Annotated in this window: 25 protein-coding genes; 10 read left to right on the top strand and 15 right to left on the bottom strand. The window is 63.7% G+C overall.

Features of this window, described 5'->3' with window-relative positions:
- Window positions 1-6: 6 nt before the first annotated feature.
- Entirely contained in the window at window positions 7-984 is a 978-nt protein-coding gene (locus CAG11_RS01980; protein ID WP_085594305.1) for an NADPH:quinone oxidoreductase family protein, read from the top strand.
- A 19-nt stretch (window positions 985-1003) separates the two neighbouring features.
- Here the strand turns inward: CAG11_RS01980 and CAG11_RS01975 are convergent, their stop codons facing one another.
- From CAG11_RS01975 to trxA, 5 genes are all read right to left on the bottom strand, one after another.
- On the bottom strand, window positions 1004-1645 hold the full coding sequence (locus tag CAG11_RS01975; protein WP_085594303.1) for a gamma-glutamylcyclotransferase: 642 nt from the start codon (window positions 1643-1645) through the stop codon (window positions 1004-1006).
- 215 nt (window positions 1646-1860) lie between these two features.
- Window positions 1861-2829, bottom strand: a complete 969-nt coding sequence (locus CAG11_RS01970) for a CDP-6-deoxy-delta-3,4-glucoseen reductase (protein ID WP_085594301.1) — start codon at window positions 2827-2829, stop codon at window positions 1861-1863.
- Window positions 2829-4295 (bottom strand): 4-hydroxy-3-polyprenylbenzoate decarboxylase, encoded by a 1467-nt coding sequence (gene ubiD / locus CAG11_RS01965; RefSeq protein ID WP_085594299.1) that lies wholly within the window; start codon window positions 4293-4295, stop codon window positions 2829-2831. The genes CAG11_RS01970 and ubiD overlap by 1 nt, the downstream gene beginning before the upstream one ends.
- Before the next feature lie 122 nt (window positions 4296-4417).
- On the bottom strand, window positions 4418-5677 hold the full coding sequence (gene rho, locus CAG11_RS01960) for a transcription termination factor Rho (protein WP_022641764.1): 1260 nt from the start codon (window positions 5675-5677) through the stop codon (window positions 4418-4420).
- Window positions 5678-5923: 246 nt separating this feature from the next.
- A complete protein-coding gene (gene trxA / locus CAG11_RS01955; protein ID WP_044465682.1) occupies window positions 5924-6253 on the bottom strand; it encodes a thioredoxin TrxA in 330 nt (109 codons plus the stop codon).
- Between the two features lie 428 nt (window positions 6254-6681).
- Here trxA and ppx point away from each other — a divergent pair, with 428 nt between their 5' ends.
- Complete coding sequence (gene ppx, locus CAG11_RS01950) at window positions 6682-8184, top strand: exopolyphosphatase (protein WP_085594297.1); 1503 nt, start codon at window positions 6682-6684, stop codon at window positions 8182-8184.
- 72 nt (window positions 8185-8256) lie between these two features.
- Here the strand turns inward: ppx and ppk1 are convergent, their stop codons facing one another.
- Window positions 8257-10476 carry a polyphosphate kinase 1 gene (gene ppk1 / locus CAG11_RS01945; protein ID WP_085594295.1) on the bottom strand — a complete coding sequence of 740 codons (2220 nt, stop codon included), beginning with the start codon at window positions 10474-10476 and terminating at the stop codon, window positions 8257-8259.
- An 18-nt stretch (window positions 10477-10494) separates the two neighbouring features.
- A complete protein-coding gene (gene hemB, locus CAG11_RS01940) occupies window positions 10495-11508 on the bottom strand; it encodes a porphobilinogen synthase (RefSeq protein ID WP_085594293.1) in 1014 nt (337 codons plus the stop codon).
- A 208-nt stretch (window positions 11509-11716) separates the two neighbouring features.
- Between hemB and CAG11_RS01935 the strand changes: the two genes are divergently transcribed.
- Window positions 11717-12325, top strand: coding sequence for a DedA family protein (locus CAG11_RS01935; protein WP_053133727.1), 609 nt, complete (start codon window positions 11717-11719; stop codon window positions 12323-12325).
- Window positions 12326-12542: 217 nt separating this feature from the next.
- Window positions 12543-13211, top strand: coding sequence for an isoprenoid biosynthesis glyoxalase ElbB (gene elbB, locus CAG11_RS01930; RefSeq protein WP_085594290.1), 669 nt, complete (start codon window positions 12543-12545; stop codon window positions 13209-13211).
- Between the two features lie 42 nt (window positions 13212-13253).
- Here the strand turns inward: elbB and CAG11_RS01925 are convergent, their stop codons facing one another.
- Together CAG11_RS01925 and CAG11_RS01920 are read right to left on the bottom strand one after the other, a co-directional pair.
- A complete protein-coding gene (locus CAG11_RS01925) occupies window positions 13254-13709 on the bottom strand; it encodes a YaiI/YqxD family protein (RefSeq protein ID WP_022641771.1) in 456 nt (151 codons plus the stop codon).
- Between the two features lie 76 nt (window positions 13710-13785).
- Window positions 13786-15684 carry an FTR1 family protein gene (locus CAG11_RS01920; protein WP_085594288.1) on the bottom strand — a complete coding sequence of 633 codons (1899 nt, stop codon included), beginning with the start codon at window positions 15682-15684 and terminating at the stop codon, window positions 13786-13788.
- Between the two features lie 515 nt (window positions 15685-16199).
- Here CAG11_RS01920 and CAG11_RS01915 point away from each other — a divergent pair.
- From CAG11_RS01915 to CAG11_RS01900, 4 genes are read left to right on the top strand one after another with little or no spacing between them, the layout of a single operon-like run.
- Window positions 16200-17693, top strand: coding sequence for a COG3014 family protein (locus tag CAG11_RS01915; RefSeq protein ID WP_085594286.1), 1494 nt, complete (start codon window positions 16200-16202; stop codon window positions 17691-17693).
- A 12-nt stretch (window positions 17694-17705) separates the two neighbouring features.
- Window positions 17706-18077, top strand: a complete 372-nt coding sequence (locus CAG11_RS01910) for a YcfL family protein (protein ID WP_022641773.1) — start codon at window positions 17706-17708, stop codon at window positions 18075-18077.
- A gap of 33 nt (window positions 18078-18110) precedes the next feature.
- Window positions 18111-18698, top strand: coding sequence for a penicillin-binding protein activator LpoB (gene lpoB, locus CAG11_RS01905; protein WP_022641774.1), 588 nt, complete (start codon window positions 18111-18113; stop codon window positions 18696-18698).
- Window positions 18699-18701: 3 nt separating this feature from the next.
- Window positions 18702-19445 carry a penicillin-binding protein activator LpoB gene (locus CAG11_RS01900; protein WP_085594283.1) on the top strand — a complete coding sequence of 248 codons (744 nt, stop codon included), beginning with the start codon at window positions 18702-18704 and terminating at the stop codon, window positions 19443-19445.
- A gap of 56 nt (window positions 19446-19501) precedes the next feature.
- On the opposite strand, the gene CAG11_RS01895 is transcribed toward CAG11_RS01900, so the two are convergent.
- From CAG11_RS01895 to CAG11_RS01885, 3 genes are all read right to left on the bottom strand, one after another.
- Window positions 19502-20134, bottom strand: a complete 633-nt coding sequence (locus CAG11_RS01895; protein ID WP_085594281.1) for a LysE family transporter — start codon at window positions 20132-20134, stop codon at window positions 19502-19504.
- Between the two features lie 155 nt (window positions 20135-20289).
- Window positions 20290-20871, bottom strand: coding sequence for a mechanosensitive ion channel family protein (locus tag CAG11_RS01890; RefSeq protein WP_022641777.1), 582 nt, complete (start codon window positions 20869-20871; stop codon window positions 20290-20292).
- Window positions 20871-22781, bottom strand: coding sequence for an ATP-binding cassette domain-containing protein (locus CAG11_RS01885; protein WP_085594279.1), 1911 nt, complete (start codon window positions 22779-22781; stop codon window positions 20871-20873). Before CAG11_RS01885 ends, CAG11_RS01890 begins: the two co-directional genes overlap by 1 nt.
- 50 nt (window positions 22782-22831) lie before the next feature.
- On the opposite strand from CAG11_RS01885, the gene CAG11_RS01880 reads away from it, so the two are divergent.
- Entirely contained in the window at window positions 22832-23290 is a 459-nt protein-coding gene (locus CAG11_RS01880) for a TIGR02444 family protein (protein WP_085594277.1), read from the top strand.
- On the opposite strand, the gene CAG11_RS01875 is transcribed toward CAG11_RS01880, so the two are convergent.
- Window positions 23287-24384, bottom strand: a complete 1098-nt coding sequence (locus tag CAG11_RS01875; RefSeq protein ID WP_085594275.1) for an AlgP family protein — start codon at window positions 24382-24384, stop codon at window positions 23287-23289. The genes CAG11_RS01880 and CAG11_RS01875 overlap by 4 nt on opposite strands.
- A 193-nt stretch (window positions 24385-24577) precedes the next feature.
- Here CAG11_RS01875 and CAG11_RS01870 point away from each other — a divergent pair, with 193 nt between their 5' ends.
- A complete protein-coding gene (locus CAG11_RS01870; RefSeq protein ID WP_085594273.1) occupies window positions 24578-25243 on the top strand; it encodes an FKBP-type peptidyl-prolyl cis-trans isomerase in 666 nt (221 codons plus the stop codon).
- A 60-nt stretch (window positions 25244-25303) separates the two neighbouring features.
- On the opposite strand, the gene CAG11_RS01865 is transcribed toward CAG11_RS01870, so the two are convergent.
- Together CAG11_RS01865 and CAG11_RS01860 are read right to left on the bottom strand one after the other, a co-directional pair.
- Window positions 25304-25762 carry an Rsd/AlgQ family anti-sigma factor gene (locus CAG11_RS01865; RefSeq protein WP_022641784.1) on the bottom strand — a complete coding sequence of 153 codons (459 nt, stop codon included), beginning with the start codon at window positions 25760-25762 and terminating at the stop codon, window positions 25304-25306.
- A gap of 205 nt (window positions 25763-25967) precedes the next feature.
- Complete coding sequence (locus tag CAG11_RS01860) at window positions 25968-26489, bottom strand: disulfide bond formation protein B (protein WP_085594271.1); 522 nt, start codon at window positions 26487-26489, stop codon at window positions 25968-25970.
- Window positions 26490-26495 lie beyond the last annotated feature (6 nt).

Raw genomic sequence — 26495 nt, 5'->3', positions numbered from 1 at the left:
GCCCTGATGAAAGCCGTGCTGTGCAAAGTCTTCGGCCCTGCCGAAACGCTGGTGCTGGAAGAGGTCGCAAGCCCAGTGCCGAAGAAGAACGAGATCCTGCTGGACGTGCATGCCGCCGGGGTCAACTTCCCGGACACCCTGATCATCGAGGGCAAGTACCAGTTCAAGCCACCGTTCCCCTTCTCTCCGGGTGGCGAGGCGGCCGGCGTGGTCAGTGCAGTGGGCGAAAAGGTCAGCCATCTGAAGGCCGGCGACCGGGTCATGGCCCTGACCGGCTGGGGCAGCTTCGCCGAACAGGTGGCGGTGCCCGGCTATAACGTGCTGCCGATTCCCCAGGCCATGGACTTCAACACCGCCGCGGCCTTCAGCATGACCTACGGCACCTCGATGCATGCCCTCAAGCAACGGGGCAACCTGCAGCCCGGCGAAACCCTGCTGGTGCTCGGCGCTTCAGGTGGCGTGGGCCTGGCAGCGGTGGAGATCGGCAAGGCCATGGGGGCCCGGGTGATCGCCGCCGCCAGCAGCGCCGAGAAACTCGCCGTGGCCAAGGCCGCCGGTGCCGACGAATTGATCAACTACAGCGAGGCCAGCCTCAAGGACGAGATCAAGCGCCTGACAGGCGGCAATGGCGCCGATGTGATCTACGACCCGGTGGGCGGCGACCTGTTCGACCAGGCCATCCGTTCCATCGCCTGGAACGGCCGGCTGCTGGTGGTGGGATTCGCCAGCGGGCGCATCCCCGAGCTGCCGGTGAACCTGGCCCTGCTCAAGGGTGCTGCGGTGGTAGGCGTGTTCTGGGGCTCCTTCGCCCAGCGCCAACCCCAGGACAATGCGGCGAACTTCCAGCAACTGTTCGCCTGGCACGCCGAAGGCAAGCTCAAGCCCTTGGTGTCGCAAGTCTATCCCCTGGCCGAGGCGGCCCGGGCCATCGACAACCTCGGCCAGCGCAAGGCCGTGGGCAAGGTGGTGGTGCAGGTGCGCTGAGCCGCCAGGAGCTACGCCCTCAGCAGGCCTTGCAACGCTTGAGCCGCGCCTCCAGATTGCGATCCGGCATGGCGTGGCTGCGCAGGGCGTGGACCGTCTGCTCGACATAGTCGCGGGTGGTGCCGTAGCGCCCGCAGGCGCTTTCGAACACCTGGTTCAGCACGTGGTCCGGCAGGTTGCCGGCGTAGCTGGGCAGGTGCCGCTCCAATACGAACCCCAGCGCCTGGACCTGGTTGCCGTCTTCGAGGCGGCAGTTGAGCCAGTGCGGACGGTAGGAGGGATAAGGCATTTCCCGCAGCCACAGCGCATACAACGAATCTTCCAGGCACTCTTCCGACAATCGGTAGGCGAAACCGCTGCAGGAGCCGCCACGGTCCAGGCCGAAGACCAGGCCCGGTAGCTCGGGCGTCCCCCGGTGCTCGTGGGACCACAAATACAGGCCCCGGTGATAACCATGTACCCGCCCGCGTACCCGCTCGACCGCCGAGCACTCCGGACGCCAGATCAGCGAACCGTAGGCGAACAACCAGACCGGCCCGCCCTGATGGCGGGCCATGGTGGCTTGCATGGAGCTGCGAAGTTGTTCGTGGGTCAGCTGCGGCCCGAGATCGAGACGCGGAGGGTAAGCCAGGTTCAGGTAGCTGGATTCAAGGGCGGTCATGGCGAATAGCGTTCAGCTCCCCGCGAGAAAGAAGTTACTTAATAGAACGCCCGGCAGTAACTACAAGACACATAAGTTACAAGGCAAGGTAAGTAACAATAACCAAGGCTACTTAACTTGAAGGACAGGTATATAACCTACCGATATTTATCAAATTAGATAAATATCGATGGGCTATATAGCAAGTTATAACGCGCGGTACAGGGGCGGCAGGATCAGGACCGCGGAGCGTAGGCGAACACATCCGCACGCATCTGGTGGGCGTCCATGCCGGCGTTCACCAGGGCGTCGAGGGTGGCGTAGATCATCGCCGGCGAACCGCTGGCATAGACATGCACCGACGACAGGTCGTCGATGTCCTCGCTCACGGCCTCATGCAGCATGCCGCAGCGCCCTTCCCAGCCACACAGGTCGCTGACCACCTTGTGCAGGTAGAGATTGGGCAGTTGCTGCCACTGGTCCCAGTGCTCCAACTGGTAGAAGTCCTCGGGCCGGCGTACCCCCCAATACAGGTGCACCGGGTGCTTGAAACCCTTGGCCCGGCAATGCTCGATCAAGCTGTGCATCTGCGCCATGCCGGTGCCAGCGGCGATCAGCACCAGCGGACCATCGGGCAGCTCGGCCAGGTGGGTGTCGCCAAACGGCAACTCGACCCGGGCCATGCCGTTGCGCTGCAGTTGTTCCATCAGGCTTTGCGCGCTGTTTTCCCGAGCCAGCACATGCAGCTCCAGGTCACGCCCGCAGTGAGGCGCCGATGCCAGGGAAAACGCCGACTTCTCGCCGTTGTCCCGCTCCAGCAGCAAATATTGGCCGGCGTGGTAGCGCGGCGGCTTGCCCGCCGGCGCCCGCAGCCGGACCCGCCAGACATCACCGCCGACTTCCAGGCATTCAACGAGCTGACACGACAGGCTGCGCACCGGCAACTCTCCCAGCGCAAGGACGCCGTCCCACAACACGATGCAGTCTTGCAGCGGCTCCGCGATACAAGTGTAGAACTCGCCGTGGTCACGCACATCGCCGGCCTGCCGCACGCTGCCTTCCACCAACAGGGCAGCACAGACGTGACAGTTGCCATTGCGGCAGCTCTGGGGGCAGTCATAGCCCAGGCGCCTCGCCGCATCGAGAATACGCTCGCCGGGCAGTGTCTCTAGCACCGCTCCGGAGGGCTGCAAGGTTACACGCATCAATCTATTCCTAATTGATTCCAGATGGCATCGATCCGGCGGGTGACCGCCTCATCCTTGACGATGACCCGTCCCCACTCTCTGGTGGTTTCTCCGGGCCACTTGTGAGTGGCGTCCAGCCCCATCTTCGAACCCAGGCCGGATACCGGCGAGGCGAAGTCGAGGTAGTCGATCGGGGTGTTGTCGATCATCACCGTGTCGCGCTTGGGGTCCATGCGCGTGGTGATGGCCCAGATCACGTCGTTCCAGTCCCTGGCGTTGATATCGTCGTCGGTGACGATAACGAACTTGGTGTACATGAACTGTCGCAGGAACGACCACACGCCGAGCATTACGCGCTTGGCGTGGCCCGGGTACTGCTTCTTCATGGTCACCACCGCCATGCGGTACGAGCAGCCCTCGGGCGGCAGGTAGAAGTCGGTGATCTCCGGGAATTGCTTCTGCAGGATCGGCACGAACACTTCGTTGAGCGCCACGCCGAGGATCGCCGGCTCATCCGGCGGACGCCCGGTGTAGGTGCTGTGGTAGATCGGCTTGGTGCGATGGGTGATGCGTTCCACGGTGAACACCGGGAAGCTGTCCACTTCGTTGTAGTAGCCGGTGTGGTCGCCATAGGGGCCTTCCGGGGCCATTTCGCCCGGATGGATCACGCCCTCGAGGATGATCTCGGCGGTGGCCGGGACCTGCAGGTCATTGCCCCGGCACTTCACCAGCTCGGTGCGGTTGCCCCGCAGCAGGCCGGCGAAGGCGTATTCGGACAGGGTGTCCGGCACCGGGGTCACGGCTCCGAGGATGGTGGCCGGGTCGGCCCCCAGGGCCACGGAAACCGGGAATGGCTGGCCCGGGTGCTTTTCGCACCACTCGCGGTAATCCAGCGCGCCGCCACGGTGGCTGAGCCAGCGCATGATCACCTTGTTGCGCCCAATCACCTGTTGCCGATAGATGCCCAGGTTTTGCCGGTCCTTGTTCGGTCCGCGGGTCACCGTCAGGCCCCAGGTGATCAGCGGCGCCACGTCGCCCGGCCAGCAATGCTGGATCGGCAACTGCGAAAGGTCGACATCGTCGCCCTCGACCACCACTTCCTGGCACACCGCGTCCTTGACCATCTTCGGCGCCATCGACACGACCTTCTTGAAGATCGGCAGCTTGGACCAGGCATCCTTCAGGCCCTTGGGCGGCTCGGGTTCCTTGAGGAAGGCCAGCAGCTTGCCGATCTCGCGCAATTCGTCGGTGGACTCGGCGCCCATGCCCATGGCCACTCGCTCGGGGGTGCCGAACAGGTTGCCCAGCACCGGGATGTCGAAACCCGTGGGTTTTTCGAACAGCAGCGCCGGGCCCTTGGCACGCAGGGTGCGGTCGCAGACTTCGGTCATTTCCAGGACAGGAGAGATGGGAACCTGGATGCGCTTGAGTTCACCGCGCTGTTCCAGGCCACGAATGAAGTCGCGCAAATCGCGATACTGCATGCAAGAGCCTCGTGTTGGCCGTATCGGTCGGGGTGCAGAGTGTAGCGCCGTTCAGGCCGCAATGGCCAAAGTGCAGACAGCAAAAAGCCGGGTTGCCCCGGCTTTCGCTCGACCTGCTGATGTTACTTGCGTTTCATCGACAGGAAGAATTCATCGTTGGTCTTGGTCTGCTTCAGCTTGTCGACCAGGAACTCGATGGCGGCGACTTCATCCATCGGATGCAGCAGCTTGCGCAGGATCCACATGCGCTGCAGCTCGTCGTCGGCCGTCAGCAGCTCTTCGCGGCGGGTACCGGACTTGTTGATGTTGATGGCCGGGAATACGCGCTTCTCGGCGATACGACGGTCCAGGGGCAGTTCCATGTTGCCGGTACCCTTGAACTCTTCGTAGATCACTTCGTCCATCTTCGAGCCGGTCTCGACCAGCGCGGTAGCGATGATGGTCAGCGAGCCGCCTTCCTCGATGTTCCGCGCGGCGCCGAAGAAACGCTTGGGTTTCTCCAGGGCGTGGGCATCGACACCACCGGTCAGGACCTTGCCGGAGCTCGGGATCACGGTGTTGTAGGCACGGGCCAGGCGGGTGATGGAGTCCAGCAGGATCACCACGTCCTTCTTGTGCTCGACCAGGCGCTTGGCCTTCTCGATCACCATCTCGGCCACTTGCACGTGGCGGGTTGGCGGCTCGTCGAAGGTGGAGGCGACCACTTCGCCACGCACGGTGCGCTGCATCTCGGTCACTTCTTCCGGACGTTCGTCGATCAGCAGGACGATCAGGTGGCACTCGGGGTTGTTGCGGGTGATGTTGGCCGCAATGTTCTGCAGCATGATCGTTTTACCCGCTTTCGGCGGAGCGACGATCAGGCCACGCTGGCCCTTGCCGATCGGGGCGCACAGGTCGATGACACGGCCGGTGAGGTCTTCGGTGGAACCGTTGCCGGCTTCCATCTTCAGGCGATCGTTGGGGAACAGCGGGGTCAAGTTCTCGAACAGGATCTTGTTCTTGGCGTTCTCGGGACGGTCGTAGTTGATGGTATCGACCTTGAGCAGCGCGAAGTAACGCTCGCCTTCCTTCGGAGGGCGGATCTTGCCAACGATGGTGTCACCGGTGCGCAAGTTGAAGCGACGGATCTGGCTTGGCGACACGTAGATATCGTCCGGCCCGGCCAGGTAGGAGGCATCGGAGGAGCGAAGGAAGCCGAAGCCGTCCTGGAGGATCTCCAGCACGCCATCACCGGAGATTTCCTCACCGCTTTTCGCGTGCTTTTTCAGCAGGGAGAAAATCACGTCCTGCTTGCGCGAACGGGCCATATTTTCTATGCCCATCTGTTCGGCCAATTCGAGCAGTTCGGTAATCGGCTTTTGCTTGAGTTCAGTCAGATTCATATAGGAATGACGTAATCATTTATAGAGGGGGAAATTAAGCTTTTGGCTTAATGAGGCCGCGCCGCGGAGAAGGCGACAGGATCGCGTACTTATTCGAAAAGGAGAGCGTCGGCGACGGCTTGCAGGGGGCACTGGAGAAACCAGTGCGGGGCCGAATGTAACACCTGAGTTTCGGAGCGTCTAGCCCTCAATTACGAAAAAGCCCCGCATTTTGCGGGGCCTTTTCTAACATGCTGAAACCGAGGTTCAGATGTTCGCGTCGAGGAAAGCCGCCAGTTGCGACTTCGACAGCGCACCGACCTTGGTGGCTTCAACGTTACCGTTCTTGAACAGCATCAGGGTCGGGATACCACGTACGCCATGCTTGGCCGGGGTTTCCTGGTTCTCGTCGATGTTCAGTTTGGCAACGGTGAGCTTGCCCTTGTAGGTCTCGGCAATTTCGTCCAGAACCGGAGCGATCATTTTGCATGGGCCGCACCACTCAGCCCAGTAGTCGACCAGTACAGCGCCTTCGGCCTTGAGTACATCGGTCTCGAAGCTGGCGTCGCTGACGTGTTTGATGAGATCGCTGCTCATGGAATTCTCCAGGTTGTAAGCAAAAAAACGTGGCCCATCATATCTGCCCTTCCTGCGTTCAGGAAGCCGCAGGTGATTGACTCTCACTATGGTGCCCCTTGAGTTTGGGTATAGCTCAGCCCGGCGCAAAGCGAGAATTCCACCGATGCCTATAAAAGCCGGGACAACTTCGTGCGGCATCTCCTATTAATGTCGTCGAGGCCGCTACATGTGCCTTTCCACGCGGTCCAGGCGCCCTTCGGGCAATCCTGCGCACGAATATCGACCGGATGAGCGGTAGCACCAGCGCTCTCAAGTCCCTCATGGCACATCTGGGAATGCTGGCTGGCGCAAGGTTTGATGCGATGCATCAACGCATTGGCCACTGCGCGTTGGCGCGAGCCGTTGATCGTGGCAGGATGGCGAGGTTATCGACCGAGACCCCAGCCATGCCCCAATCCCAAGCCAAGAATCTGTCCTTGATCGCCGCGATCGATCTGGGCTCCAACAGCTTTCACATGGTCGTGGCCAAGGCCCGGAACGGTGAAATCCGCATTCTCGAGCGATTGGGTGAAAAGGTTCAATTGGCCGCTGGCATCAATGAAGAACGCCAGCTCAACGAAGAATCCATGCAACGCGGGCTCGACTGCCTCAAGCGTTTCGCCCAGCTGATCAACGGCATGCCCCAGGGCACCGTGCGCATCGTAGGCACCAACGCCCTGCGCGAGGCTCGCAACCGTGGCGAGTTCATTCGCCGGGCCGAAGAGATCCTAGGCCACCCGGTGGAAGTCATCTCCGGACGTGAAGAAGCGCGCCTGATCTACCTCGGGGTTTCCCATACCCTCGCCGACACCCCCGGCAAGCGCCTGGTGGCCGACATCGGCGGCGGCAGTACCGAGTTCATCATTGGCCAGCGCTTCGAGCCCCTGCTGCGCGAAAGCCTGCAGATGGGCTGCGTGAGCTTCACCCAACGCTATTTCCGCGACGGCAAGATCACCCCGGCCCGCTACGCCCAGGCCTATACCGCCGCACGCCTGGAAATCATGAGCATCGAACATGCGCTGCATCGCCTGACCTGGGATGAAGCCATCGGCTCCTCCGGCACCATTCGCGCCATCGGCCTGGCCCTCAAGGCCGGCGGCCAGGGCAGCGGCGAGATCAACGTCGAAGGCCTGGCCTGGCTCAAGCGCAAGCTGTTCAAGCTCGGCGACGTCGACAAGATCGACTTCGAAGGCATCAAGCCCGACCGCCGGGCCATCTTCCCTGCTGGCCTGGCGATCCTCGAGGCGATCTTCGATGCCCTGGAATTGCAGCGCATGGATCACTGCGAAGGCGCCCTGCGCGAAGGTGTGCTCTACGACCTGCTGGGCCGTCATCACCATGAAGACGTCCGCGAGCGCACCTTGGGCTCGCTGATGGAGCGCTACCACGTGGACCTGGAACAGGCTTCGCGGGTCGAAGGCAAGGCCCTGCGCTCCTTCGACCAGGTCGCGGCCGACTGGGACCTGGAAGACGGCATCTGGCGCGAGCTGCTGGGCTGGGCCGCCAAGGTGCATGAAGTGGGCCTGGATATCGCCCACTATCACTATCACAAGCACGGCGCCTACCTGATCGAACACTCGGACCTGGCTGGCTTCTCCCGTGAGGACCAGCAAATGCTGGCCCTGCTGGTACGCGGTCACCGCCGCAATATTCCCAGGGAGAAGTTCGCCGAGTTCGGCGACGACGGCATCAAGCTGATCCGTCTGTGCGTGCTGCTGCGCTTCGCCATCCTGTTCCACCATATCCGCGGTACCCAGCAGATGCCCCAGGTGCAGCTCAGCGCCAACGGCGACCAGCTGGACGTGCAGTTCCCGGCCAACTGGCTGGATGAAAACCAGCTGACCCAGGCGGACTTCGCCCTCGAGGCCGAGTGGCTGACCCGGGTCGGCATCGTACTCAACGTCAGCTGAGCCCAGCGCCGGGCAAACAAAAAGGCCAGCCCGATCACTCGGGCTGGCCTTTTTCATTGGCGCCGGCTGAACCTAGCGCACCGGCAAGACCGGGCTGCCAAGGCGCTCCAGCAAGGTAGCCTGGGCACTACGCGGGTTCTGGTTGCCGGTCGGCGTGTTGCGCACATAGCGCCCGTCGGACTGCAGGCTCCAGCTGTGGGTGTTATCGGTGAGATAACTCTCCAGCTCCTTCTTGACCCGCAGGATCAGCTTCTTGCCCTCCACCGGGAAGCAGGTCTCGACCCGCTTGTCGAGGTTGCGCTCCATCCAGTCGGCGCTGGACAGGAACATCTGCTCTTCGCCGCCGTTGAGGAAGTAGAACACCCGGGTGTGCTCCAGGAAGCGCCCGATGATCGAGCGCACGTGGATGTTGTGCGACACCCCGGCGATCCCCGGACGCAGGCAGCACATGCCACGCACCACCAGGTCGATGCGCACGCCGGACTGGCTGGCCTTGTACAGCGCGCGGATGATCTTCGGATCGGTCAGCGAGTTGAACTTGGCGATGATGTGCGCCGGCTTGCCGTCCAGTGCGAACTGGGTCTCCCGGGCGATCATGTCGAGCATGCCCTTCTTCAGGGTGAACGGCGCATGCAAGAGCTTCTTCATGCGCAGGGTCTTGCCCATGCCGATCAGCTGGCTGAACAGCTTGCCGACGTCCTCGCACAGCGCATCGTCGGAAGTCAGCAGGCTGTAGTCGGTGTACAGGCGGGCGTTGGCCGCATGGTAGTTACCCGTGCCCAGGTGCGCATAACGCACGATCTCGCCCTGCTCGCGCCGCAGGATCAGCATCATCTTGGCGTGGGTCTTGAAGCCCACCACGCCGTAGATCACCACCGCGCCGGCCGCTTGCAGGCGGCTGGCCATCTGCAGGTTGGACTCTTCGTCGAAGCGCGCGCGCAGTTCGATCACCGCCGTGACCTCCTTGCCGTTGCGCGCCGCATCCACCAGGGCGTCGACGATCTCCGAGTTGGCCCCGGAGCGGTACAGGGTCTGGCGCACCGCCAGCACGTGGGGATCCTTGGCGGCCTGGCGCAGCAGGTCGATCACCGGGGTGAAGGACTCGAAGGGATGCAGCAGCAGGATGTCCTGCTTGCTAACGACGCTGAAGATGTTCTCGCTGTTCTGCAGCAACTTGGGAATCTGCGGGGTGAACGGCGGGTGCTGCAGCTCCGGATGGCTGTCCAGCCCAGTGATGCTGAACAGGCGCGTGAGGTTCACCGGACCATTGACCTGGTAGAGCTCGGTCTCATGCAGGTTGAACTGCTTGAGCAGGTAGTCCGACAGGTGCTTGGGGCAGGTATCGGCCACTTCCAGGCGCACCGCGTCGCCGTAACGGCGGGAGAACAGCTCGCCGCGCAGGGCACGGGCCAAGTCCTCGACGTCCTCGGAATCCAGTGCCAGGTCGGCGTTTCGAGTCAGGCGGAACTGATAGCAGCCTTTTACCTTCATGCCCTGGAACAGGTCATCGGCATGGGCATGGATCATCGACGACAGGAACACATAGTTGTCGCCAGGACCACCCACCTCTTCCGGCACCCGGATGATCCGCGGCAACAGGCGCGGGGCCGGGATGATCGCAAGGCCCGAGTCGCGGCCGAAGGCGTCGATGCCTTCCAGCTCGACGATGAAGTTCAGGCTCTTGTTCACCAGTAGCGGGAAGGGGTGCGTCGGATCCAGGCCGATGGGGGTGATGATCGGCGCGATCTCGTCGCGAAAGTAGCGACGGACCCAGGTCTTGAGCTTGGCGGTCCAGTAGCGACGGCGGATGAAGCGGATCTGGTGCTTCTCCAGCTCCGGCAACAGGATGTCGTTGAGGATCGCGTACTGGCGATCCACATGACCGTGCACTAGGTCGCTGATGCGTGCCAGCGCCTGGTGCGGTTGCAGGCCGTCGGCGCCAGCCTGTTCACGGGCGAAGGTGATCTGCTTCTTCAGGCCGGCGACCCGGATCTCGAAGAACTCGTCCAGGTTGCTGGAGAAGATCAGCAGGAACTTCAGGCGCTCCAGCAGTGGATAGGACTCGTCCAGCGCCTGCTCCAGCACGCGGATGTTGAACTGCAGTTGCGACAGCTCGCGGTGAATGTACAGGCTGCTGTCGTCCAGGTTGGGGATGACGATGGCCGGTACCGGTTGCGCCTCGGTGGCCGGGGCCGCGGGAACGGGCTCCAGCTCCGGCGGGGTCTCGGCTACTTGCTCGACCACTGGCTGGGCTTCTTTTACGGCAACTTCTGTGAGTCCTTCGGTATTCATCGCGTGTTCCTGGGAGGGCTATTTTTGCTCTCGTAACAATTGAGCAGCACGAACGGCAAAGTAAGTCAGGATGCCATCGGCACCTGCACGTTTAAAAGCAGTCAGGGACTCGAGAACGACCCCCTCGGCCAACCATCCATTCTGGATCGCCGCCATGTGCATGGCGTACTCGCCGCTGACCTGGTAGACGAAGGTCGGCACCTTGAAGGCGTCCTTGACCCGCCAGAGGATGTCCAGGTAAGGCATCCCCGGCTTGACCATGACCATGTCCGCGCCTTCGGCCAGGTCCGCCGCCACTTCATGCAGGGTTTCCTCGGCATTGGCCGGGTCCATCTGGTACGAGGCCTTATCGGCCTTGCCCAGGTTCAGCGCCGACCCCACCGCATCGCGGAACGGCCCGTAGTAGGCGCTGGCATACTTGGCCGAATAGGCCATGATCCGCACGTTGACATGACCCGCCAGCTCCAGCGCTTCGCGGATCGCCTGGACGCGACCGTCCATCATGTCCGAGGGTGCCACCACCTGGGCTCCGGCTTCGGCGTGGGACAGGGCCTGGCGCACCAGGGCATCGACCGTGACGTCGTTCTGCACGTAGCCCTGTGCGTCGAGAATGCCGTCCTGGCCGTGGGTGGTGAACGGGTCCAGGGCGACGTCGGTGATCACCCCGAGGTGCGGGAAGCGTTCGCGCAAGGCACGGGTGGCACGCTGGGCGATGCCAGCCGGGTTCCAGGCTTCGGCAGCGTCCAGGGACTTGAGTTCCCCGGGCGTCACCGGGAACAGGGCCAGGGCGGGAATCCCCAGCTCGACCCAGTGCGCCGCCTCTTCCAGCAGCAGGTCGACGCTCAGGCGCTCGACGCCCGGCATCGAGGCCACCGCCTCACGGCGATTCTCGCCGTCGAGCACGAACACCGGCAGGATCAGGTCGTCCACGCTCAAGCGATTCTCGCGCACCAGACGTCGGGAAAAGTCATCGCGACGGTTACGCCGCAGACGAGTGGCCGGAAACAGACGATTGGCGGGAGTAAAGCTCACGACGGACTCCATGGCCCGCGCTGGCGGGCGAGCGTGACAGTTATAAGCGGGCATTATGACGAACAGATGACAGTTATGCTCAAGCTGTTGACCGACAGCAACACACATTGTCATTGAGGGGAAATGTTCACGTCGAGACACATTTCGATACTTTCCCCAACGCCGTCGAAGGGGTAGGCTGCGCGTTCATTTCGCCAGCATCCAGACAATGCTCCAACAATTTCTTCAGGATTTCGGCTACTTCGCCCTCTTTCTCGGCACGTTCTTCGAAGGCGAGACCATTCTGGTTCTAGCCGGGTTTCTCGCGTTCCGTGGATACATGGATATCAACCTGGTGATGGTGGTTGCCTTCTTCGGCAGCTATGCCGGTGACCAACTGTGGTACTTCCTGGGGCGCAAGCATGGCCGCAAGTTGCTGGCGCGCAGGCCGCGCTGGCAGATGATGGGCGATCGGGCACTGGAGCACATCCGCAAGCACCCGGACATCTGGGTGTTGAGCTTCCGCTTCGTCTATGGCCTGCGTACCGTGATGCCGGTGGCCATTGGCCTGTCCGGCTATCCGCCGGGACGCTACCTGCTGCTCAACGGCATTGGCGCGGCGATCTGGGCGGTAGCCCTGGCGCAGGCAGCCTTCCACTTCGGCGCCGTCATGGAAGGCATGCTCGGCAGCATCAAGAAGTACGAGCTGTGGGTCCTGGGCGCCCTGCTGGTCCTGGGCTTCTGCCTGTGGCTGCGGCGGCGTTTCAAGAATGCCCGCCTGGCCAAGCAGATCTACGAAGCCGAACAAGCCGAGCAGCACAATAAGCCGGCCGAGTAAGCGGCCCCTACGCGGCGCCTGGACATGGGCGCCGCGACTCTCGACTCCTCGAACCCCTACTCCTCGAACTCCTGAACTCGCGCACCCAACGGCTTTCCAAGACGGTATGGCCGCGGCTCGACGCGCCCGGAAAAATCCCGGCCCGATCGTGATATCCCTCTGCGGCGACTGATGACAAACTGCCGGACATTTAGCGTGATGAACCTGGAGAAACCCCATGAGCAAAAAAGTTGCAGTGATCCTTTCCGGTTGCGGAGTCTTCGACGGCGCCGAGATCCATGAAAGCGTGATCACCCTGCTGCGCCTCGACCAGCGTGGTGCCCAGGTGCAGTGCTTCGCCCCGGACATCCCGCAGATGCACGTGCTCAACCACCTGACCGGGGACACCATGCCCGAGACCCGCAACGTCCTGGTGGAATCGGCGCGCATCGCCCGCGGCGAGGTCAAGGACCTGCGCGAGGCCAAGGTCGAGGACTTCGACGCGCTGATCGTTCCCGGGGGCTTCGGCGCCGCCAAGAACCTCTCCAGCTTCGCCACCGAAGGCGCGGCCTGCTCGGTCCAGGCCGATGTCCTGGCCCTGGCCGAAGCCTTCGCCGAAGCCGGCAAGCCGGTGGGCCTGATGTGCATCGCCCCGGCCATGGCCGCGAAGATCTATGGCCCCGGCGTGACATGCACCATCGGCAACGATGCCGACACCGCCGCAGCCCTGGGCAAGATGGGCGCCAACCATGCCGAGTGCGCGGTGGACGAGATCATCGAGGACAAGGCACGCAAGCTGGTGACCACTCCGGCCTACATGCTGGCGCAGTCCATCAGCCAGGCCGCCGCCGGCATCAACAAGCTGGTGGACCGAGTACTGGAGCTGACCCACGAAGGCCAGCAGTAACAACTACGCCAACGGCCGGGGAGCGCGTGCTCCCCCGCCGCATCAGCCCTGGCGCGCCAGCCTGGTCAGGATCCGGTCCAGGGCATTGGCGAACGCCTGCTTCTCCCGATCCCCATAGGGCGCTTGCCCGCCGCTGACCTGGCCCTGCTCCCGCAAGTCGGTGAACAGGTTGCGTACCGCCAGGCGCTCGCCCATGTTCTGCGCATCGAACTCCTTGCCCCGTGGGTCGAGGGCCGCCACGCCCTTTTTCACCAATCGGTCGGCCAAGGGCACGTCGCTGCAGATCACCAGCTCGCCGGGCACCGCGTGCTCCACCAGGTAGTCGTCCGCGGCATCCGGGCCACTGGGCACCACGATGAGCTTGACGCAGGCGAACGGCGGCTTGATCTGCGGCTGCCCCGCCACCAGCAGTACCTCGAACTGGCGCTTGAGAGCAAAGCGCACCACTTGTTCCTTGGCGGCCTTCGGACAAGCGTCGGCATCGATCCAGACACGCATCGAATCTTCTCCTTACACAATGCAAAACGGGCAAGCCGCTGTAGGAGCGACTTGCCCGCGAGGGTCAGGCCTCGGTTCAGGAAGCCTGCAGGCGGCGCTTCTCGCTCATCCGGCTGCGGCTGTAGAGTACCGCGATCGCCACGATCGCCATGGCCTGGGCCCCCAGCGAGTAGGCGTCGGCATGGATGCCCAGCCAGTCGAAGTCGAAGAACGGCACCGGCCGGGTACCGAAGATCCCCGCTTCCTGCAGTGCCTTGACGCCATGGCCGGCGAAAACCACCGACAAGGCGCACAGCAATGCGGCGTTGATGCTGAAGAACAGCGCCAGGGGCAGCTTGGCCGAACCCCGCAGGATCACCCAAGCCAGACCCACCAGCAGCACCAGGGCGGTGCCGCCACCGGCCAGCACCGCGTTGTGTCCGGCTGGACCGGCCTGCAGCCACAGGGTTTCGTAGAACAGGATCACTTCGAAGAGCTCGCGGTAGACCGAGAAGAACGCCAGCACGGCGAACCCGAAGCGACCGCCGCCGCCCACCAGGCTGCTCTTGATGTAGTCCTGCCAGGCCGCCGCGTGCCGGCGGTCGTGCATCCATACCCCGAGCCACAACACCATCACGCTGGCGAACAGCGCGGTGGCGCCTTCCAGCAACTCGCGCTGGGAACCGCTGACATCGATCACATAGGCCGCCAGGGCCCAGGTTCCCAGGCCAGCCAACAGGGCCAGGCCCCAGCCGACGTTGACGCTGCGTACCGCCGACTGCTGGCCGGTGTTGCGCAGGAAGGCGAGGATCGCCGCCAGCACCAGGATGGCTTCCAGGCCCTCGCGCAGCAGGATCAGCAAGCCGGAGATGAAGCTCAGGGACCAGCTCAGGCTGTCGCCGCCCAGCCGTTCCGCGGACTCCTTGAGCTTGGCCTTGGCTGCGTCCAGGCGCTGCTCGGCCTGTTCCACCGCCAGCCCATCCTGCAGCGACTGACGGTAGGCCATCAGGGCTTTCTCGGTGTCCTTGCGCACAGCGGTGTCGACGTTGTCCAGGGAGCTTTCCACCAGCTCGAACCCTTCCAGGTAGGCTGCCACCGAAAGATCGTAGGCCTGCTCACGATCGCCGTTGCGATAGGCCGCGAGGCTCTTGTCCAGGGTCGACGCGGTGTAGTCCAGCAATTGCCCCGGACCGCGCTTGACCTGCGGTGGCTGGGCCCGCTGGGCCCGGAAAGTCGCCGCGGCCCGTGGCCCCTGGGCGGCCAGGACCTCCCCCGGGGTCTGCCGGGCCAGGTCCGCCAGATTGAAGTCCTGCTCGCCCTTGGCCGCTGCCGGATCGGCGCTGAAGCCGGCAATGTAGGTCGCCAGGTCCCAACGCTGGCGGTCATCCAGCTGATCGGCGAAGGACGGCATGTCGGTGCCCTCCACTCCCAGTCCCAAGGTGTTGTAGATGGCGTACAGGCTCAGGCGATCCAGGCGCTCGGTATCCCGCAGGTTGGCCGGCGGCGGCGTCATGCCCAGGCCCGCCGGGCCGTCACCGGCCCCTTGCTGGCCATGGCATACCGAACAGTGCTGGGCGTACAACGGCGCTCCACGGGAAGGATCCGGGGTGATGACCGGGGCCTGGCTGACCTCGTAGGCCACCGCCAGCCGAGCGCCCATCTGCCGTGCCTGATGCGCTACCTGGCCGCCATCCACACGGTCGGCGACCGCCTTGCGCAAGCTGGCGATGTCCTGCTCCAGCTCGGCCTTCTCCGGCTTGGCCGGCAAGTCGGCGATCAACCCCTGCAAGACCCCAAGAAACTCCACCTGCTCACGGTACTCGGACTCATCGATGACCTTGCCGTCCGCCACCGTGGCCGGGTAGTCCGCGCCGATGTAGTCCAGCAAATGCAAGGCCTTGGGCGCGCCATCGACGGTATCGGCCAGGAGATTGGAGCTGCAGAACACCAGTACCGGCAGTACCAGCAGCGCCAGTAAACGGGAAGGGGCAGTCATGAATGATTCTCAAAGGGAAATACGAAGTAACATATTGTTCCCTTCCAATCGGTTTCACTCAAGGTTTATCGGCCCTCTGAAACATCTTCAGCCCGCAAGCACTAGCCCTGCGGTTCCTCCTCTGCTGTTTCTTGCGTAGCCTCGCGGCCAGGCCGATGGCACCGGCACAGGTATCAATCGGGTTAACACACATTGTCGGCATCTATTGCCGAGCAAGCGTTTCAGCACCGGCAAGCTCATGTTTCCTCTGCACTGCCTGCCGCAACAGCCCGCAACTGCGCGTCGAAGATCTTCGCAAGTCGTTGCCCAATACTGGCAATCACCGATCAAAACAACATTAAAAAGCCATTACAGCGCCAGGTCCGATGTCTATAATGCCGCGCCCTCGTTATCGCGAATCGCTATTCAAGCTCCTTTTTTAATGAGGAATTGGCAGGTGTCCAGCTTTCCTGCCAGAGGGTTCGTCCAGCCCGACCCGCAGCCAGGCTGTTTCATTCAGGGAAGAAGAAGTACCCATGGCATCCCGCGCCCTCACCACGGTTGCGCTCGGCGCAATCACCCTGCTTGCCGGCTGTTCGGTCTTTCGCAGCTACGACAGCGAACTCCAGGAAACCAACCAGCAGCTTCGCGCCGGCAACCTCGATGCCGCCCTGACCCTGCTGGAAAAGAACAACCAGGGTGGAGACAAGGACCTGCTCTATTACTTCGAAAAAGGTGAACTGCTGCGCGCCAAGGGCGACCTGGCCGGCAGCCAGGCAGCCTGGGGCCACGCCGACCAAGTGGTGGGCAACTGGGAAGACTCGGTCAAGTTCGACAGCGAGAAATACCTGGCCCAGTTCGGTAGTTTCCTGATCAACGACAAGGTCCGCCGCTACGAAGGCTACGACTACGAAAAGGTCATGCTGACCACCCAGATGGCCATGAACCTGCTGGCCAGCAACGACTTCGACGGCGCCCGCATGGCGATCAAGAAGACCCACGAACGCGAGGCGGTGATCGCCGAACTGCGGGACAAGGAATACCTCAAGCGCGAGGACGAAGCCGAGAAGCAAGGAATCAAGACCCAGTACAAGGACCTCCAGGGCTACCCGGTGGCCGCCCTCGACGCCCCGGAAGTGACCAACCTGAAGAACAGCTACCAGAGCGCCTTCAGCCACTACCTGGCGGGCTTCGTCTACGAGGCCCTGGGCGAGAAGGACCTGGCGGCCCCCGGTTACCGCAAGGCCGCCGAGTTGCGCCCCAACACACCGCTGCTGGAACAGGCCCTGCTGAACCTGGACGCCCCGGTGGAACCGGTACAGGTCGAGGCTCCGGCCAAGGCCTCGGGCAACAACAAACGCAAGGTCGCGGCCAAGGCCCCGGTCCGCCCACCGGCGCCAGCGGCCCTGGCAGCGGATGAAAGCGAAGTGCTGATCGTGGTGCAGAGCGGCCTGGCCCCGGCCCGCGACTCGGTGCGCATCCCCCTGCCCATCCCGATCCACGACAAGCTGGTGATCACCCCGCTGTCGTTCCCGGTGATCAAGGCCGACACCTCGACCCAGGCCTTCGCCCAGATCGGCATCGACGGCCGGCAGCAGGACCTGACCCTGCTCAACAGCACCACTGCCATGTCCCGCCGCGCCCTGCGCGACGACATGCCGGGCATCATCCTGCGCACCACCGTGCGCGCCGTGACCCGTGGCGTCGCGCAAAAGAACCTGAACGAGGCCAACCCCCTGGCCGGCCTCGCCGTGGGCCTGGCCTCGGCCATCACCGAAGGCGCCGACACCCGCACCTGGCGCACCCTGCCGGACGCCACCCAGGTGACACGCCTGCGCCTAAAGCAGGGCGAGCACAGGCTCAGCCTGCCCAGCGCCCTGGGCGGCACCCAGGTGCTGGTCAAGGTCGAACAGCGCTACCAGGTGATCGCCCTGCGAGTGGTCGGCAACCAGGTGTTCAGCAGCGGCCTGGCCGCCCACGTCATCCCGAACAACGTCGGCCAGAACATGGCCAGCAACCAACGTCCCTGAGCGGAGCATCCCATGCGCTTGAAACTTCTCGCCGTCGCTGCCCTGGCCCTCCTGGCCGGCTGCGCCACCCCACCACCTCCCGCCCCCGGCAGCGCCGCCAGCAAGGTGGTGGTGATGGGCAAGTTCGACGACATCACCGTCGGTGCGATGCGGGTCGCCCGTGAGAACGGCTTCCTGACGGTCAAGGTGGCGCTGAACAACACCAGCCGCAGCAACAAGGCCATGTACTACCGCTTTGCCTGGCTGGGCGACGACGGCTTCCCGGTCGCCGATGAAGAAAGCTGGAAAGTCTTCAACCTGTACGGCTCCCAGGCCAGCTTCCTGCCGGCCATCGCCCCGGTACCCAAGGCCACCGACTTCCGCCTGGAAGTCAAAACCCAATAAGTCGTCCCTGAACCCGATCAAGAGAGCACTTCCATGTTTGCACGCTTTTCCTTCCTCGCCGTGGCCGCCCTGCTGGCCAGCGGCTGCGCCAACAACTCCCCGGTCCTGGGCGGCAAGAACATCAGCTACGGCGACAGCAAGGCCGTGGAACTGGTGACCAACGAGTTCGGCTCCACCGACCTGCAGATGATCGCCGAATCCATGACCCGCTCCCTGGCCCAGTCCGGCATCCTCCAGGGTCGCCCAGTGGTGCAGGTCTACGACGTGAAGAACAAGACCAGCGAGTACATCGACACCCGCGAGATCACCACGTCGATCAAGACCCAGCTGATGAAGTCCGGCACTGCCCGCTTCGCCAGCGACAACAACGCCATGCAGAGCCAGGTCGACCAGCTCAAGCTGCAGAACCAGAGCGGCCTGTACAAGAAGTCCAGCGTGGCCAAGACCGGCAACATGATCGCCGCCAAGTACCGCCTCGAGGGCTCCATCAGCTCCATCGTCAAGCGCAGCAGCGACTACAAGGACGTCTTCTACAAATTCAGCCTGCAACTGATCGACGTCGAAAGCGGTCTGGCTGAATGGATGGACGAAAAAGAGATCCGCAAGACCACGGAGCGCTAAGCAATGCGTGCATGGATCGGCATCCTGGCCCTGGCCTGCGCATTCGGTGCGCAGGCGGCCCCCAAAGTCGCAGTCATGGACCTGGCCTACCAGGAACGTGTGCAGGAATACATCCACGTGGTCTCGGCCCAGCAGAACTACCGCGAGGGCTACTACAGCGCCAGTGGCTCATCCAGCTACAACGAGCTGGAAGCCAGCACCAGCTACATCGAGGAAGGCGAGCTGCGCAAGTTCACCGGTGACATCAAGGGCGGGCTCCTCAAGTCCGGGATGTTCCAGCTGGTGCAGGGCTCGCCCCACACCGAGGCGTCCAAGGCCAACGTCTACGACGTGATCAAGCGCATCAAGGCCGGTAACTTCAAGGGCGCCGACTACGTGCTGTTCGGTACGGTGTCGGATATCGACTTCACCCAGGACATCAACGAGATCGCTGAAACCAACAGCTACTCGGCGATCCTGGGCCTGACCCTGGTGGCGGACTTCAGCCTGATCAACACCCGCACCTTCGAGATCACCTCGGCGTTCACCGCCATGGGCGAAGGCCAGGACACCAAGCTGGTGAACAGCCGCGACATTCGTGTCTCGCTGAACCGTCCACGGGTGGTGCGCGAAGTCTCCAAGGCCCTGGGCGAGGACGTCACCCGGCAGATGGCCGAGCAACTGGGCCGCGGCGGCTACGCGCCCCAGGGCCAGGCGCCGACCCGCAACAACCTGCCGGCAGACACCGCTCCGGTGATCCTGCGCTGAGCAGGCAGGCAATGAAAAAGGCGACCCGCAGGTCGCCTTTTTTATGGCCGGGGCAACTAGACCGCAGCCTTGCGGATCGTCGCCAACAAGCCCGCCGCGCCCAGGAACAGACCGGCGAAGGTACGGTTCATGCGCCGCTGCTGGACCGGGGTGCGCAACAGGCGCAGGACCTTGGAAGCCAGCCCGGTATAGCCGGCCATGACGATCAGGTCGACGACGATCATGGTGGCGCCGAGGATCAGGTACTGCTTGAGCAGGGGGGCGTGGGGGTCGATGAACTGCGGCAGTACCGCCAGCATGAACACCAGCGCCTTGGGGTTGCTGATGTTCACCAGGAACCCGCGGAACACCAGGGCCAGGGGCTTGCCGATCGGCCGGATGGCCGCGTCGTCGCCAAGATCGCTGGGTACGGAGCGCCATTGCTTGACCGCCAGGTACACCAGGTAGGCCACGCCGAACCACTTGATGGCATAGAAGGCCGTGGCGGAAGCCGCCAGGATCGCGCCGACACCCGCGGCGACGATGGCGATCTGCATGGCCAGGCCCAGTTGCAGTCCCAGGGCGTTCCAGTAACCACGCCAGAAGCCGTATTGCAGGCCACAGGACATCGACGCGATCGCGCCGGCTCCCGGAGAAAGACTGATTACCCAACTGGCGGCGAAGAACGCCAGCCATGTCTCAAGCACCATCGCACACCTCGGATCGAATTGGACGTGACTGCCTAAGCTAATCCTCCGATCCGTGGCTGACCATGTTTTTTTATCGGGAAGTGATGCGGGCCTGGCCAAGAGCCGCTGCTGCTCGCGGACTTCGGCAACGGCCACAGCGAACGGGCTATTGCCGGCTACGTCTCGTCGAGCCCCACAGGCAGCACATCAGTGCCACGCCAACGGCGCACCGAGCGCTGGAAGAACAGGCTGTTGGGCACCTGCACCATGGCGCTGCCGGTACCGGCCTCCTCGGGTTCGATCAGGGTGGTGTAGAGCAGGTTGATGGCCACCACCCGGCCCTTGATTCCCGGCTTGTCGAGGGTATCCACCAACTCCACCACATCGCCCAGGCGAAACGGGCCGACGGTGAAGATCAAAATCGCGCACAGCAGGTTGGAGAGCACGCTCCACATGGCGAAGAACGCCACGGCCGCCACCGCGACGAAACCGGACAGGGCGGTCCACAATACCGTGGCCGATACGCCCAGGCGCTCCAGCACGAAGATCACCGCGCTGCCCATGATCAGCCAGCGCAGCCCCCCACGCAGGGGCATCAGCAACTGCGGCGGGAATGGATAGCGCTGGCCCAGGCGGGTCAGGCCACGGGCCACGAAACGCTGGGCCAGGTAGCCCGCCAGGAGGATCAGCAGGATCTGCACGCCAAGCCACAACGGGCCGATCCACTGCGCCGGCAACGGCAGTTGCAGGGTCTCCATCAGGACAACGCCTCCAGCTCCGCCTGCATGCTCTCCAGCAGTTCCAGGGCTTGCATCCAGGCTTCTTCCAGCTCGGATTCGCGGATCTTGAGCCTGGCCTGCTCGGCCAGCAGGTCGCGCAGCTCATCCTTGCGGGCCGCTTCATACAGCTCGCTGTCACCAAGGCTGGCCTCGATCTGCGCGAGGCGAGCATGGACCTTGCCCAGCTCGGCCTCGAGCTTCTCGGCCTCGCGCTTGTGCGGTGCCAGTTGCTGGCGCAGGGCCGCGGCGGCCTGGCGCTGGGCCTTCTTGTCGGTCTTGTCGGCGTTCACCGGCGCACTGCTGGCTGGCGCGCTGCGCAGGCGGTAGTCCACCAGCCAGCGGGCGTAGTCATCCAGGTCGCCGTCGAACTCCTCGACCTTGCCGTCGGCCACCAGCAGGAAGTTGTCGGTGGTGCTCTTGAGCAGGTGGCGATCGTGGGAGACCACCAGTACCGCACCGCTGAACTCTTGCAGGGCCATGGTCAGGGCCAGGCGCATCTCCAAGTCCAGGTGGTTGGTCGGTTCGTCGAGCAGCAGCAAGTTGGGGCGATCCCAGGCGATCAGTGCCAGGGCCAGCCGGGCCTTTTCGCCACCGGAGAAATTCAGCACCGGCTCGTTGATACGTGCCCCCCGGAAGTCGAACCCGCCGAGGAAGTCGCGCAGGGTCTGCTCACGCTCGGTGGGCGCCAGGCGCTGCAAGTGCAGCAGCGGGCTGGCCTTGGAATCCAGGGAGTCCAGCTGGTGCTGGGCGAAATAGCCGACCACGGTGTTCTCGCCCCGGGTCAGGCGCCCGGCCAGCGGCGCCAGCTCGCCGGAGAGGTTCTTGATCAGGGTCGACTTGCCAGCACCGTTAGGGCCCAGCAGGCCGATCCGCGCTCCCGGAGTGAGCTGCAGCTTGACCTTCTCCAACACCGTCTTGTCGCCATAGCCCAGACGAGCATCGGACAGGTCGAGCAGTGGACTGGAGATCTTCTGCGACTCACGGAACACGAAGTCGAAAGGCGAATCGACGTGGGCCGCCGACAGCTCTTCCATGCGCTCCAGGGCCTTGATCCGGCTCTGGGCCTGGCGGGCCTTGGTGGCCTGGGCCTTGAAGCGGGCGATGTACTTCTCCATGTGCGCACGCTGCGCCTGCTGCTTCTCGTAGGCTTGCTGCTGCTGGGCCAGGCGCTCGGCCCGGGCACGCTCGAAGGCACTGTAGCCACCGCGATAGAGGGTGAGCTTGCGCTGCTCGACATGGGCTACATGGTCGACCACGGCATCGAGGAAATCGCGGTCGTGGGAAATCAGCAGCAAGGTACCGGGATACCCCTTGAGCCAGTCTTCCAGCCAGAGGATCGCGTCCAGGTCCAGGTGGTTGGTGGGCTCGTCGAGCAGCAACAGATCCGATGGGCACATCAGGGCCTGGGCCAGGTTCAGGCGCATCCGCCAGCCCCCGGAGAAGTCGCCGACCTGGCGATCCATCTGCTCGTTGGTGAACCCCAGCCCGGCCAGCAGCTTGCGCGCCCGGGCATCGGCGGTATAGCCATCGGCGCTGTCGAGCTCGGCGTGCAGGCGGGCCTGGGCGGCACCGTCCTGGGCCGCTTCGGCGGCGGCCAGGTCGCGCTGCACCTCTCGCAGGCGCAGGTCGCCATCGAGCACATAGTCCACGGCCAGGCGCTCGAGGGTATCGACCTCCTGGCGCATGTGGGCGATGCGCCAATCGGCGGGCAGGAAGCAGTCACCCGAATCCGGATGCAGCTCACCGCGCAGCAAGGCGAACAGGCTGGATTTTCCGGCACCATTGGCACCGATCAGGCCGGCTTTCTGGCCGGCGTGCAGGGTCAGCTCGGCGTCTTCTAGCAGACGTTGCGGACCACGCTGTAAAGTCAGGTTCTGAAGTCGAATCATAATGGCGGCGGAGTCTACCAGCTTCGCTCGCAACTGGCGCGAGTAGCACTATGTCCTCGGACCTGTGGAGTTTTTCCCTCAAGACCTATGCCCTGCCCGGCGTGCAGGAAGCCTGCCTGCGCTTGCAGGACGACGGCGCCGATGTCTGCCTGCTGCTCTGCGGCGCCTGGCTTGGCTGGCGCGGCGTGAAGTGCGATGGCCAGCGCCTGGCGCGGCTCATGGCGCTGGCCGGGCCATGGCAGCGAGACGTGATCCGACCCCTGCGGGCGTTGCGCATTGATTGGCGCACGGCGGCAAACACCGATACCGACCTGGGCACGCTGCGCGAGCAGCTCAAGTCACTGGAACTGGAAGCCGAGCGCCGGTTGCTGTTGCGCTTGCAGGAGCAGGTACGGGACTGGCCCGCAGACCAGGCCGGGAGCCTGGACGACTGGCTGGAAGGACTGGCGGCCGGAACCACCGACCGCGGCGCACTGCAGGTGCTGAGCGCCGCGGTGGCTAGCGCTTAGGAAGCGCTGGAGGGGGTGCTGGCGGCCGGGGTCGCTGGAGCAGCAGCCGGAGCGCTTGTCGCGGCGGGAGCCGGCGAAGCCGCTGGGGTTGGAGCTGCCGCGGCTGGCTTGGCGGCTGGTGCAGCGGGTTTGGCGGCGGCTGGCTTGGTAGCTGGCTTGGCGGTCGCAGGTTTGGCGGCTGGCTTCTTCGCTGCGGGCTTGGCCGCAGGTTTGGCGGCAGCAGGCTTGGCTGCCGAAGATGCAGCAGGCTTGGCAGCAGCAGTTGGCTTGGCTGCCGGTTTGGCCGCAGCCTTCACTGGGGCCTTGGTCGCAGCAGGTTTGGCGGCTGGCTTTGCTGCAGCTGGCTTGGCAGCAGCAGTCCTGGCCGGTGCGGCCTTGGCTGCCGGTTTGGCAGCGGACTTGACGGCTGGTTTCGCGCCGGCCTTGGCAGCTGGCTTAGCCGCTGGCTTGGCTGCAGCGGGCTTGGCGGCGACAGGCTTGGCTGCTGGCTTCGCAGCAGGTTTGGCTGCGGCAGTCTTGGCCGGTGCTGGTTTGACAGAGGGTTTTGCTGCCGGCTTGGCGGCAGGTTTAGCAGCAGCCTTGGCAGCCGGTTTGGTTGCTGGTTTGGTTGCTGGTTTCGCGGCGGCCTTGGCGGCAGGTTTAGCCGCTGGCTTGGCGGCCGGCTTTTTCGCGGCGACCACAACTGGCTTGGCGTCACGAGTAGTCAGCGCCTTGGCGGCGGCTTCCTTCACCTTGCCAACGCCCTGGGCCAGCTTCAGGCTTTCCTGGGCATCGCGCTTGAGTTGCAGGATGTAGCTGCGGGTTTGTGCCTGACGCTCTTTCAGTGCGTCCAGCAACTCTTCGAGTTCTTGCGCCGCGGCCTTGGCCTTGGCTTGTGCCTTGGCTTTGCCGGCTGCAGCGGCGTCTTGCAGTTTGGTGCGTGACTTGTGCAGTTTTTCCTGGGCCTTGCCTCGTTGTTTCTCCAGCTTGGCGAGCAGTTTTTCAGCATCGGCCAGGGCTTGGGAACAAGCGTTTTCCAAGTGTTCGAGCAAGCTGCCCGACAGCTGTTGGAGCAAGTGCAACGGAGTATTTACAGGCTTCTTGTTGGCCGACATGGTTTACCTCCTGGCTGACGTGAGTTGCGGCTCATACTAGACCTCTGCTGTTACCGCCGCTAGGCCATGTTGACAGTATCGAAAGCCGCGCGTTGCAGCCGATCGAAAATGTTCTTCGACGCCCTGGAAGTTGCCCACCAACGAGCGCTTCGTCGCTGGCATAATCCACCGCTACTCAGGCCGGAGAGTGCCCATGTCGCGTTACCTGTTTTTGTCCTTGAGCCTGTTCTTGTCGTTGGCCCACGCCTCCGCCGAACCGCCGCCCGACGACGCCCACGATCTTGCCTACAGCCTCGGTGCGAGCCTCGGCGAACGGCTGCGCGACGAAGTTCCGGACCTGCAGATCCAGGCCCTGGTGGATGGTTTGAAAGCCGCGTACCGCGGCAAGCCGCTGGCGCTCAAGAACGAGCGCATCGAGCAGATCCTTGCCCAGCACGACGCGCAGATCAGCGAGCGATCGGCCAAATCGCAGATCGAAGCCGCACTGGAAAACGAACGACGTTTTCTCGACGAGGAAAAGGCCAGGCCCGGGGTTCGCCAACTGACGGACGGCATCCTGCTTACTGAGCTGGCTCCCGGCAATGGTACAAAACCCAACCCCAACGGCTCGGTCCAGGTGCGCTACACCGGCCGCCTGCCCGATGGCACCGTGTTCGACGAAGCCCGGCAGCCGCAGTGGTTTCGCCTGGACAGCGTGATCGCCGGCTGGCGCAGCGCCCTGGCGCAGATGCCTACCGGCGCCCGCTGGCGCCTGGTGATTCCATCCAGCCAGGCCTATGGCACCGAAGGCGCCGGCGACCTGATCGCGCCCTACACGCCACTGGTGTTCGAGATCGAGTTGCTGGCTGTCGCCGGCTGAAACCCGGAAACGAAAACGGCACGCCTTGGCGTGCCATTTCATGTACCAGCGGACCGGCTCTCAGGCCTGGGCCACCGTCTCCTGCTTGTGGGCGTTGTGCAGCACTTCGATCAGGCAATCTTCAAGCTCGAAGCGCTCGTGCAGCAGGCCACCCAGCTCCTTGAATTTTTGCGCCACGCACTGTCCGGCGTCGCACAGGTCGTTGAAGGCCAGGAGCTTCTCGGTGATCACGTCGATGCGCGGGTAGAGGGTGTCGGCCAGCTCCAGACCGCGCTTGTCACCAAAGGCCTTGGCTTCGCTGGTCAGCTGTTCGTAGATTTCAAAATGTCCGGCGGAGACATAATCCACCAGGATCCCGCAGAACTCTTGCAGGGGTTTCTTGCTCTTGCTCAGCGCCTCGGGTTCGGCGCCAAGCACATCATAGGCTCGAACCAGTTCATGACGCGCCTGCAACCAGCGGTCGATCAGCAGATGAACTCCACCCCAACGTTCCTGAGCATTCTGACAACTTTCGAGCATGGTGATCTCTCTTCCCTCAAGGGTCATGCCATTGACCGCCGTCCCCCATGGAGACCCTGGATCAGGTGAGGCGCAACAGCATCGAGCAGGCGAATTAGAGTGACAGGTGCGGGCCAGATTATGCCCGCACGACAACAGCTTCAAGGTACGCAGGAGATAAAGTTCATACAAGCGTTTAATCCGCTGTCCCCCGCCAAACACTGACTCAGGGCAACGCCGCAGCCTGGCGCGCGGCCCGTAGCGAGCGTTGCAGGCGATAACCCCCCAAGGCCAGGACCAGCAGGAAAAACAGCAGGCTCCACTCCGGCAGGCTCATGTCGAGCAGGGTCCAGGAAACCTCTGCGCAGTCCGCAGTCCCCATGAAGACCAATTGCAGCGCTTGCCACCAAGATAGGTGGCGCAGCATGAATGGCATGTCCGGCAGGCACGCCAGCAATTGCTCGGAAGGAATGTTCTGCAGCAGTACATGGCGCCCTGCGGTGATCACCCCCAACACTCCCAGCAGCAGGTTCAGCCCCCAGTACAACGGGCGCCCCCAACGCATGGGCCCCTGCAGTGCAGCCAGCAGGTTGGTGCCGGCGAGCAGCAGCATCAGCCCGCGCTGCACGCCCCACAGCGGACACGAGTCCAGGCCACCTCCGGCCTGCAGGTTGAAGGCCGCCCACGAGGCAAAGGCCCCCACCAGGAACACCAGGGAGAACAGCGAGCGAGAGCCGGCCAGCGACATGGGATA

Origin of the sequence: Pseudomonas sp. B6(2017) (genome assembly GCF_002112765.1) — a bacterium.
Classification (GTDB): domain Bacteria; phylum Pseudomonadota; class Gammaproteobacteria; order Pseudomonadales; family Pseudomonadaceae; genus Aquipseudomonas; species Aquipseudomonas piscis.
The sequence above is the reverse complement of the archived record's forward strand: the minus strand, read 5'-3'. Positions and strand labels throughout refer to the sequence as shown.

Bases quoted from the DNA above. Each gene is read 5' to 3' on its own strand.
- CAG11_RS01970 (WP_085594301.1), bottom strand. From the start codon at position 2,829: ATGCGTGTAACCTTGCAGCCCTCCGGAGCGGTGCTAGAGACACTGCCC.
- CAG11_RS01920 (WP_085594288.1), bottom strand. From the start codon at position 15,684: ATGACTGCCCCTTCCCGTTTACTGGCGCTGCTGGTACTGCCGGTACTG.
- CAG11_RS01910 (WP_022641773.1), top strand. From the start codon at position 17,706: ATGCGCTTGAAACTTCTCGCCGTCGCTGCCCTGGCCCTCCTGGCCGGC.
- CAG11_RS01880 (WP_085594277.1), top strand. From the start codon at position 22,832: ATGTCCTCGGACCTGTGGAGTTTTTCCCTCAAGACCTATGCCCTGCCC.
- CAG11_RS01935 (WP_053133727.1), top strand. From the start codon at position 11,717: ATGCTCCAACAATTTCTTCAGGATTTCGGCTACTTCGCCCTCTTTCTC.
- CAG11_RS01860 (WP_085594271.1), bottom strand. From the start codon at position 26,489: ATGTCGCTGGCCGGCTCTCGCTCGCTGTTCTCCCTGGTGTTCCTGGTG.
- elbB (WP_085594290.1), top strand. From the start codon at position 12,543: ATGAGCAAAAAAGTTGCAGTGATCCTTTCCGGTTGCGGAGTCTTCGAC.
- CAG11_RS01890 (WP_022641777.1), bottom strand. From the start codon at position 20,871: ATGGAGACCCTGCAACTGCCGTTGCCGGCGCAGTGGATCGGCCCGTTG.
- ubiD (WP_085594299.1), bottom strand. From the start codon at position 4,295: ATGCAGTATCGCGATTTGCGCGACTTCATTCGTGGCCTGGAACAGCGC.
- CAG11_RS01865 (WP_022641784.1), bottom strand. From the start codon at position 25,762: ATGCTCGAAAGTTGTCAGAATGCTCAGGAACGTTGGGGTGGAGTTCAT.
- CAG11_RS01925 (WP_022641771.1), bottom strand. From the start codon at position 13,709: ATGCGTGTCTGGATCGATGCCGACGCTTGTCCGAAGGCCGCCAAGGAA.
- CAG11_RS01915 (WP_085594286.1), top strand. From the start codon at position 16,200: ATGGCATCCCGCGCCCTCACCACGGTTGCGCTCGGCGCAATCACCCTG.
- CAG11_RS01975 (WP_085594303.1), bottom strand. From the start codon at position 1,645: ATGACCGCCCTTGAATCCAGCTACCTGAACCTGGCTTACCCTCCGCGT.
- ppx (WP_085594297.1), top strand. From the start codon at position 6,682: ATGCCCCAATCCCAAGCCAAGAATCTGTCCTTGATCGCCGCGATCGAT.
- CAG11_RS01980 (WP_085594305.1), top strand. From the start codon at position 7: ATGAAAGCCGTGCTGTGCAAAGTCTTCGGCCCTGCCGAAACGCTGGTG.
- CAG11_RS01900 (WP_085594283.1), top strand. From the start codon at position 18,702: ATGCGTGCATGGATCGGCATCCTGGCCCTGGCCTGCGCATTCGGTGCG.
- rho (WP_022641764.1), bottom strand. From the start codon at position 5,677: ATGAATCTGACTGAACTCAAGCAAAAGCCGATTACCGAACTGCTCGAA.
- trxA (WP_044465682.1), bottom strand. From the start codon at position 6,253: ATGAGCAGCGATCTCATCAAACACGTCAGCGACGCCAGCTTCGAGACC.
- CAG11_RS01895 (WP_085594281.1), bottom strand. From the start codon at position 20,134: ATGGTGCTTGAGACATGGCTGGCGTTCTTCGCCGCCAGTTGGGTAATC.
- CAG11_RS01870 (WP_085594273.1), top strand. From the start codon at position 24,578: ATGTCGCGTTACCTGTTTTTGTCCTTGAGCCTGTTCTTGTCGTTGGCC.
- lpoB (WP_022641774.1), top strand. From the start codon at position 18,111: ATGTTTGCACGCTTTTCCTTCCTCGCCGTGGCCGCCCTGCTGGCCAGC.
- CAG11_RS01875 (WP_085594275.1), bottom strand. From the start codon at position 24,384: ATGTCGGCCAACAAGAAGCCTGTAAATACTCCGTTGCACTTGCTCCAA.
- CAG11_RS01885 (WP_085594279.1), bottom strand. From the start codon at position 22,781: ATGATTCGACTTCAGAACCTGACTTTACAGCGTGGTCCGCAACGTCTG.
- ppk1 (WP_085594295.1), bottom strand. From the start codon at position 10,476: ATGAATACCGAAGGACTCACAGAAGTTGCCGTAAAAGAAGCCCAGCCA.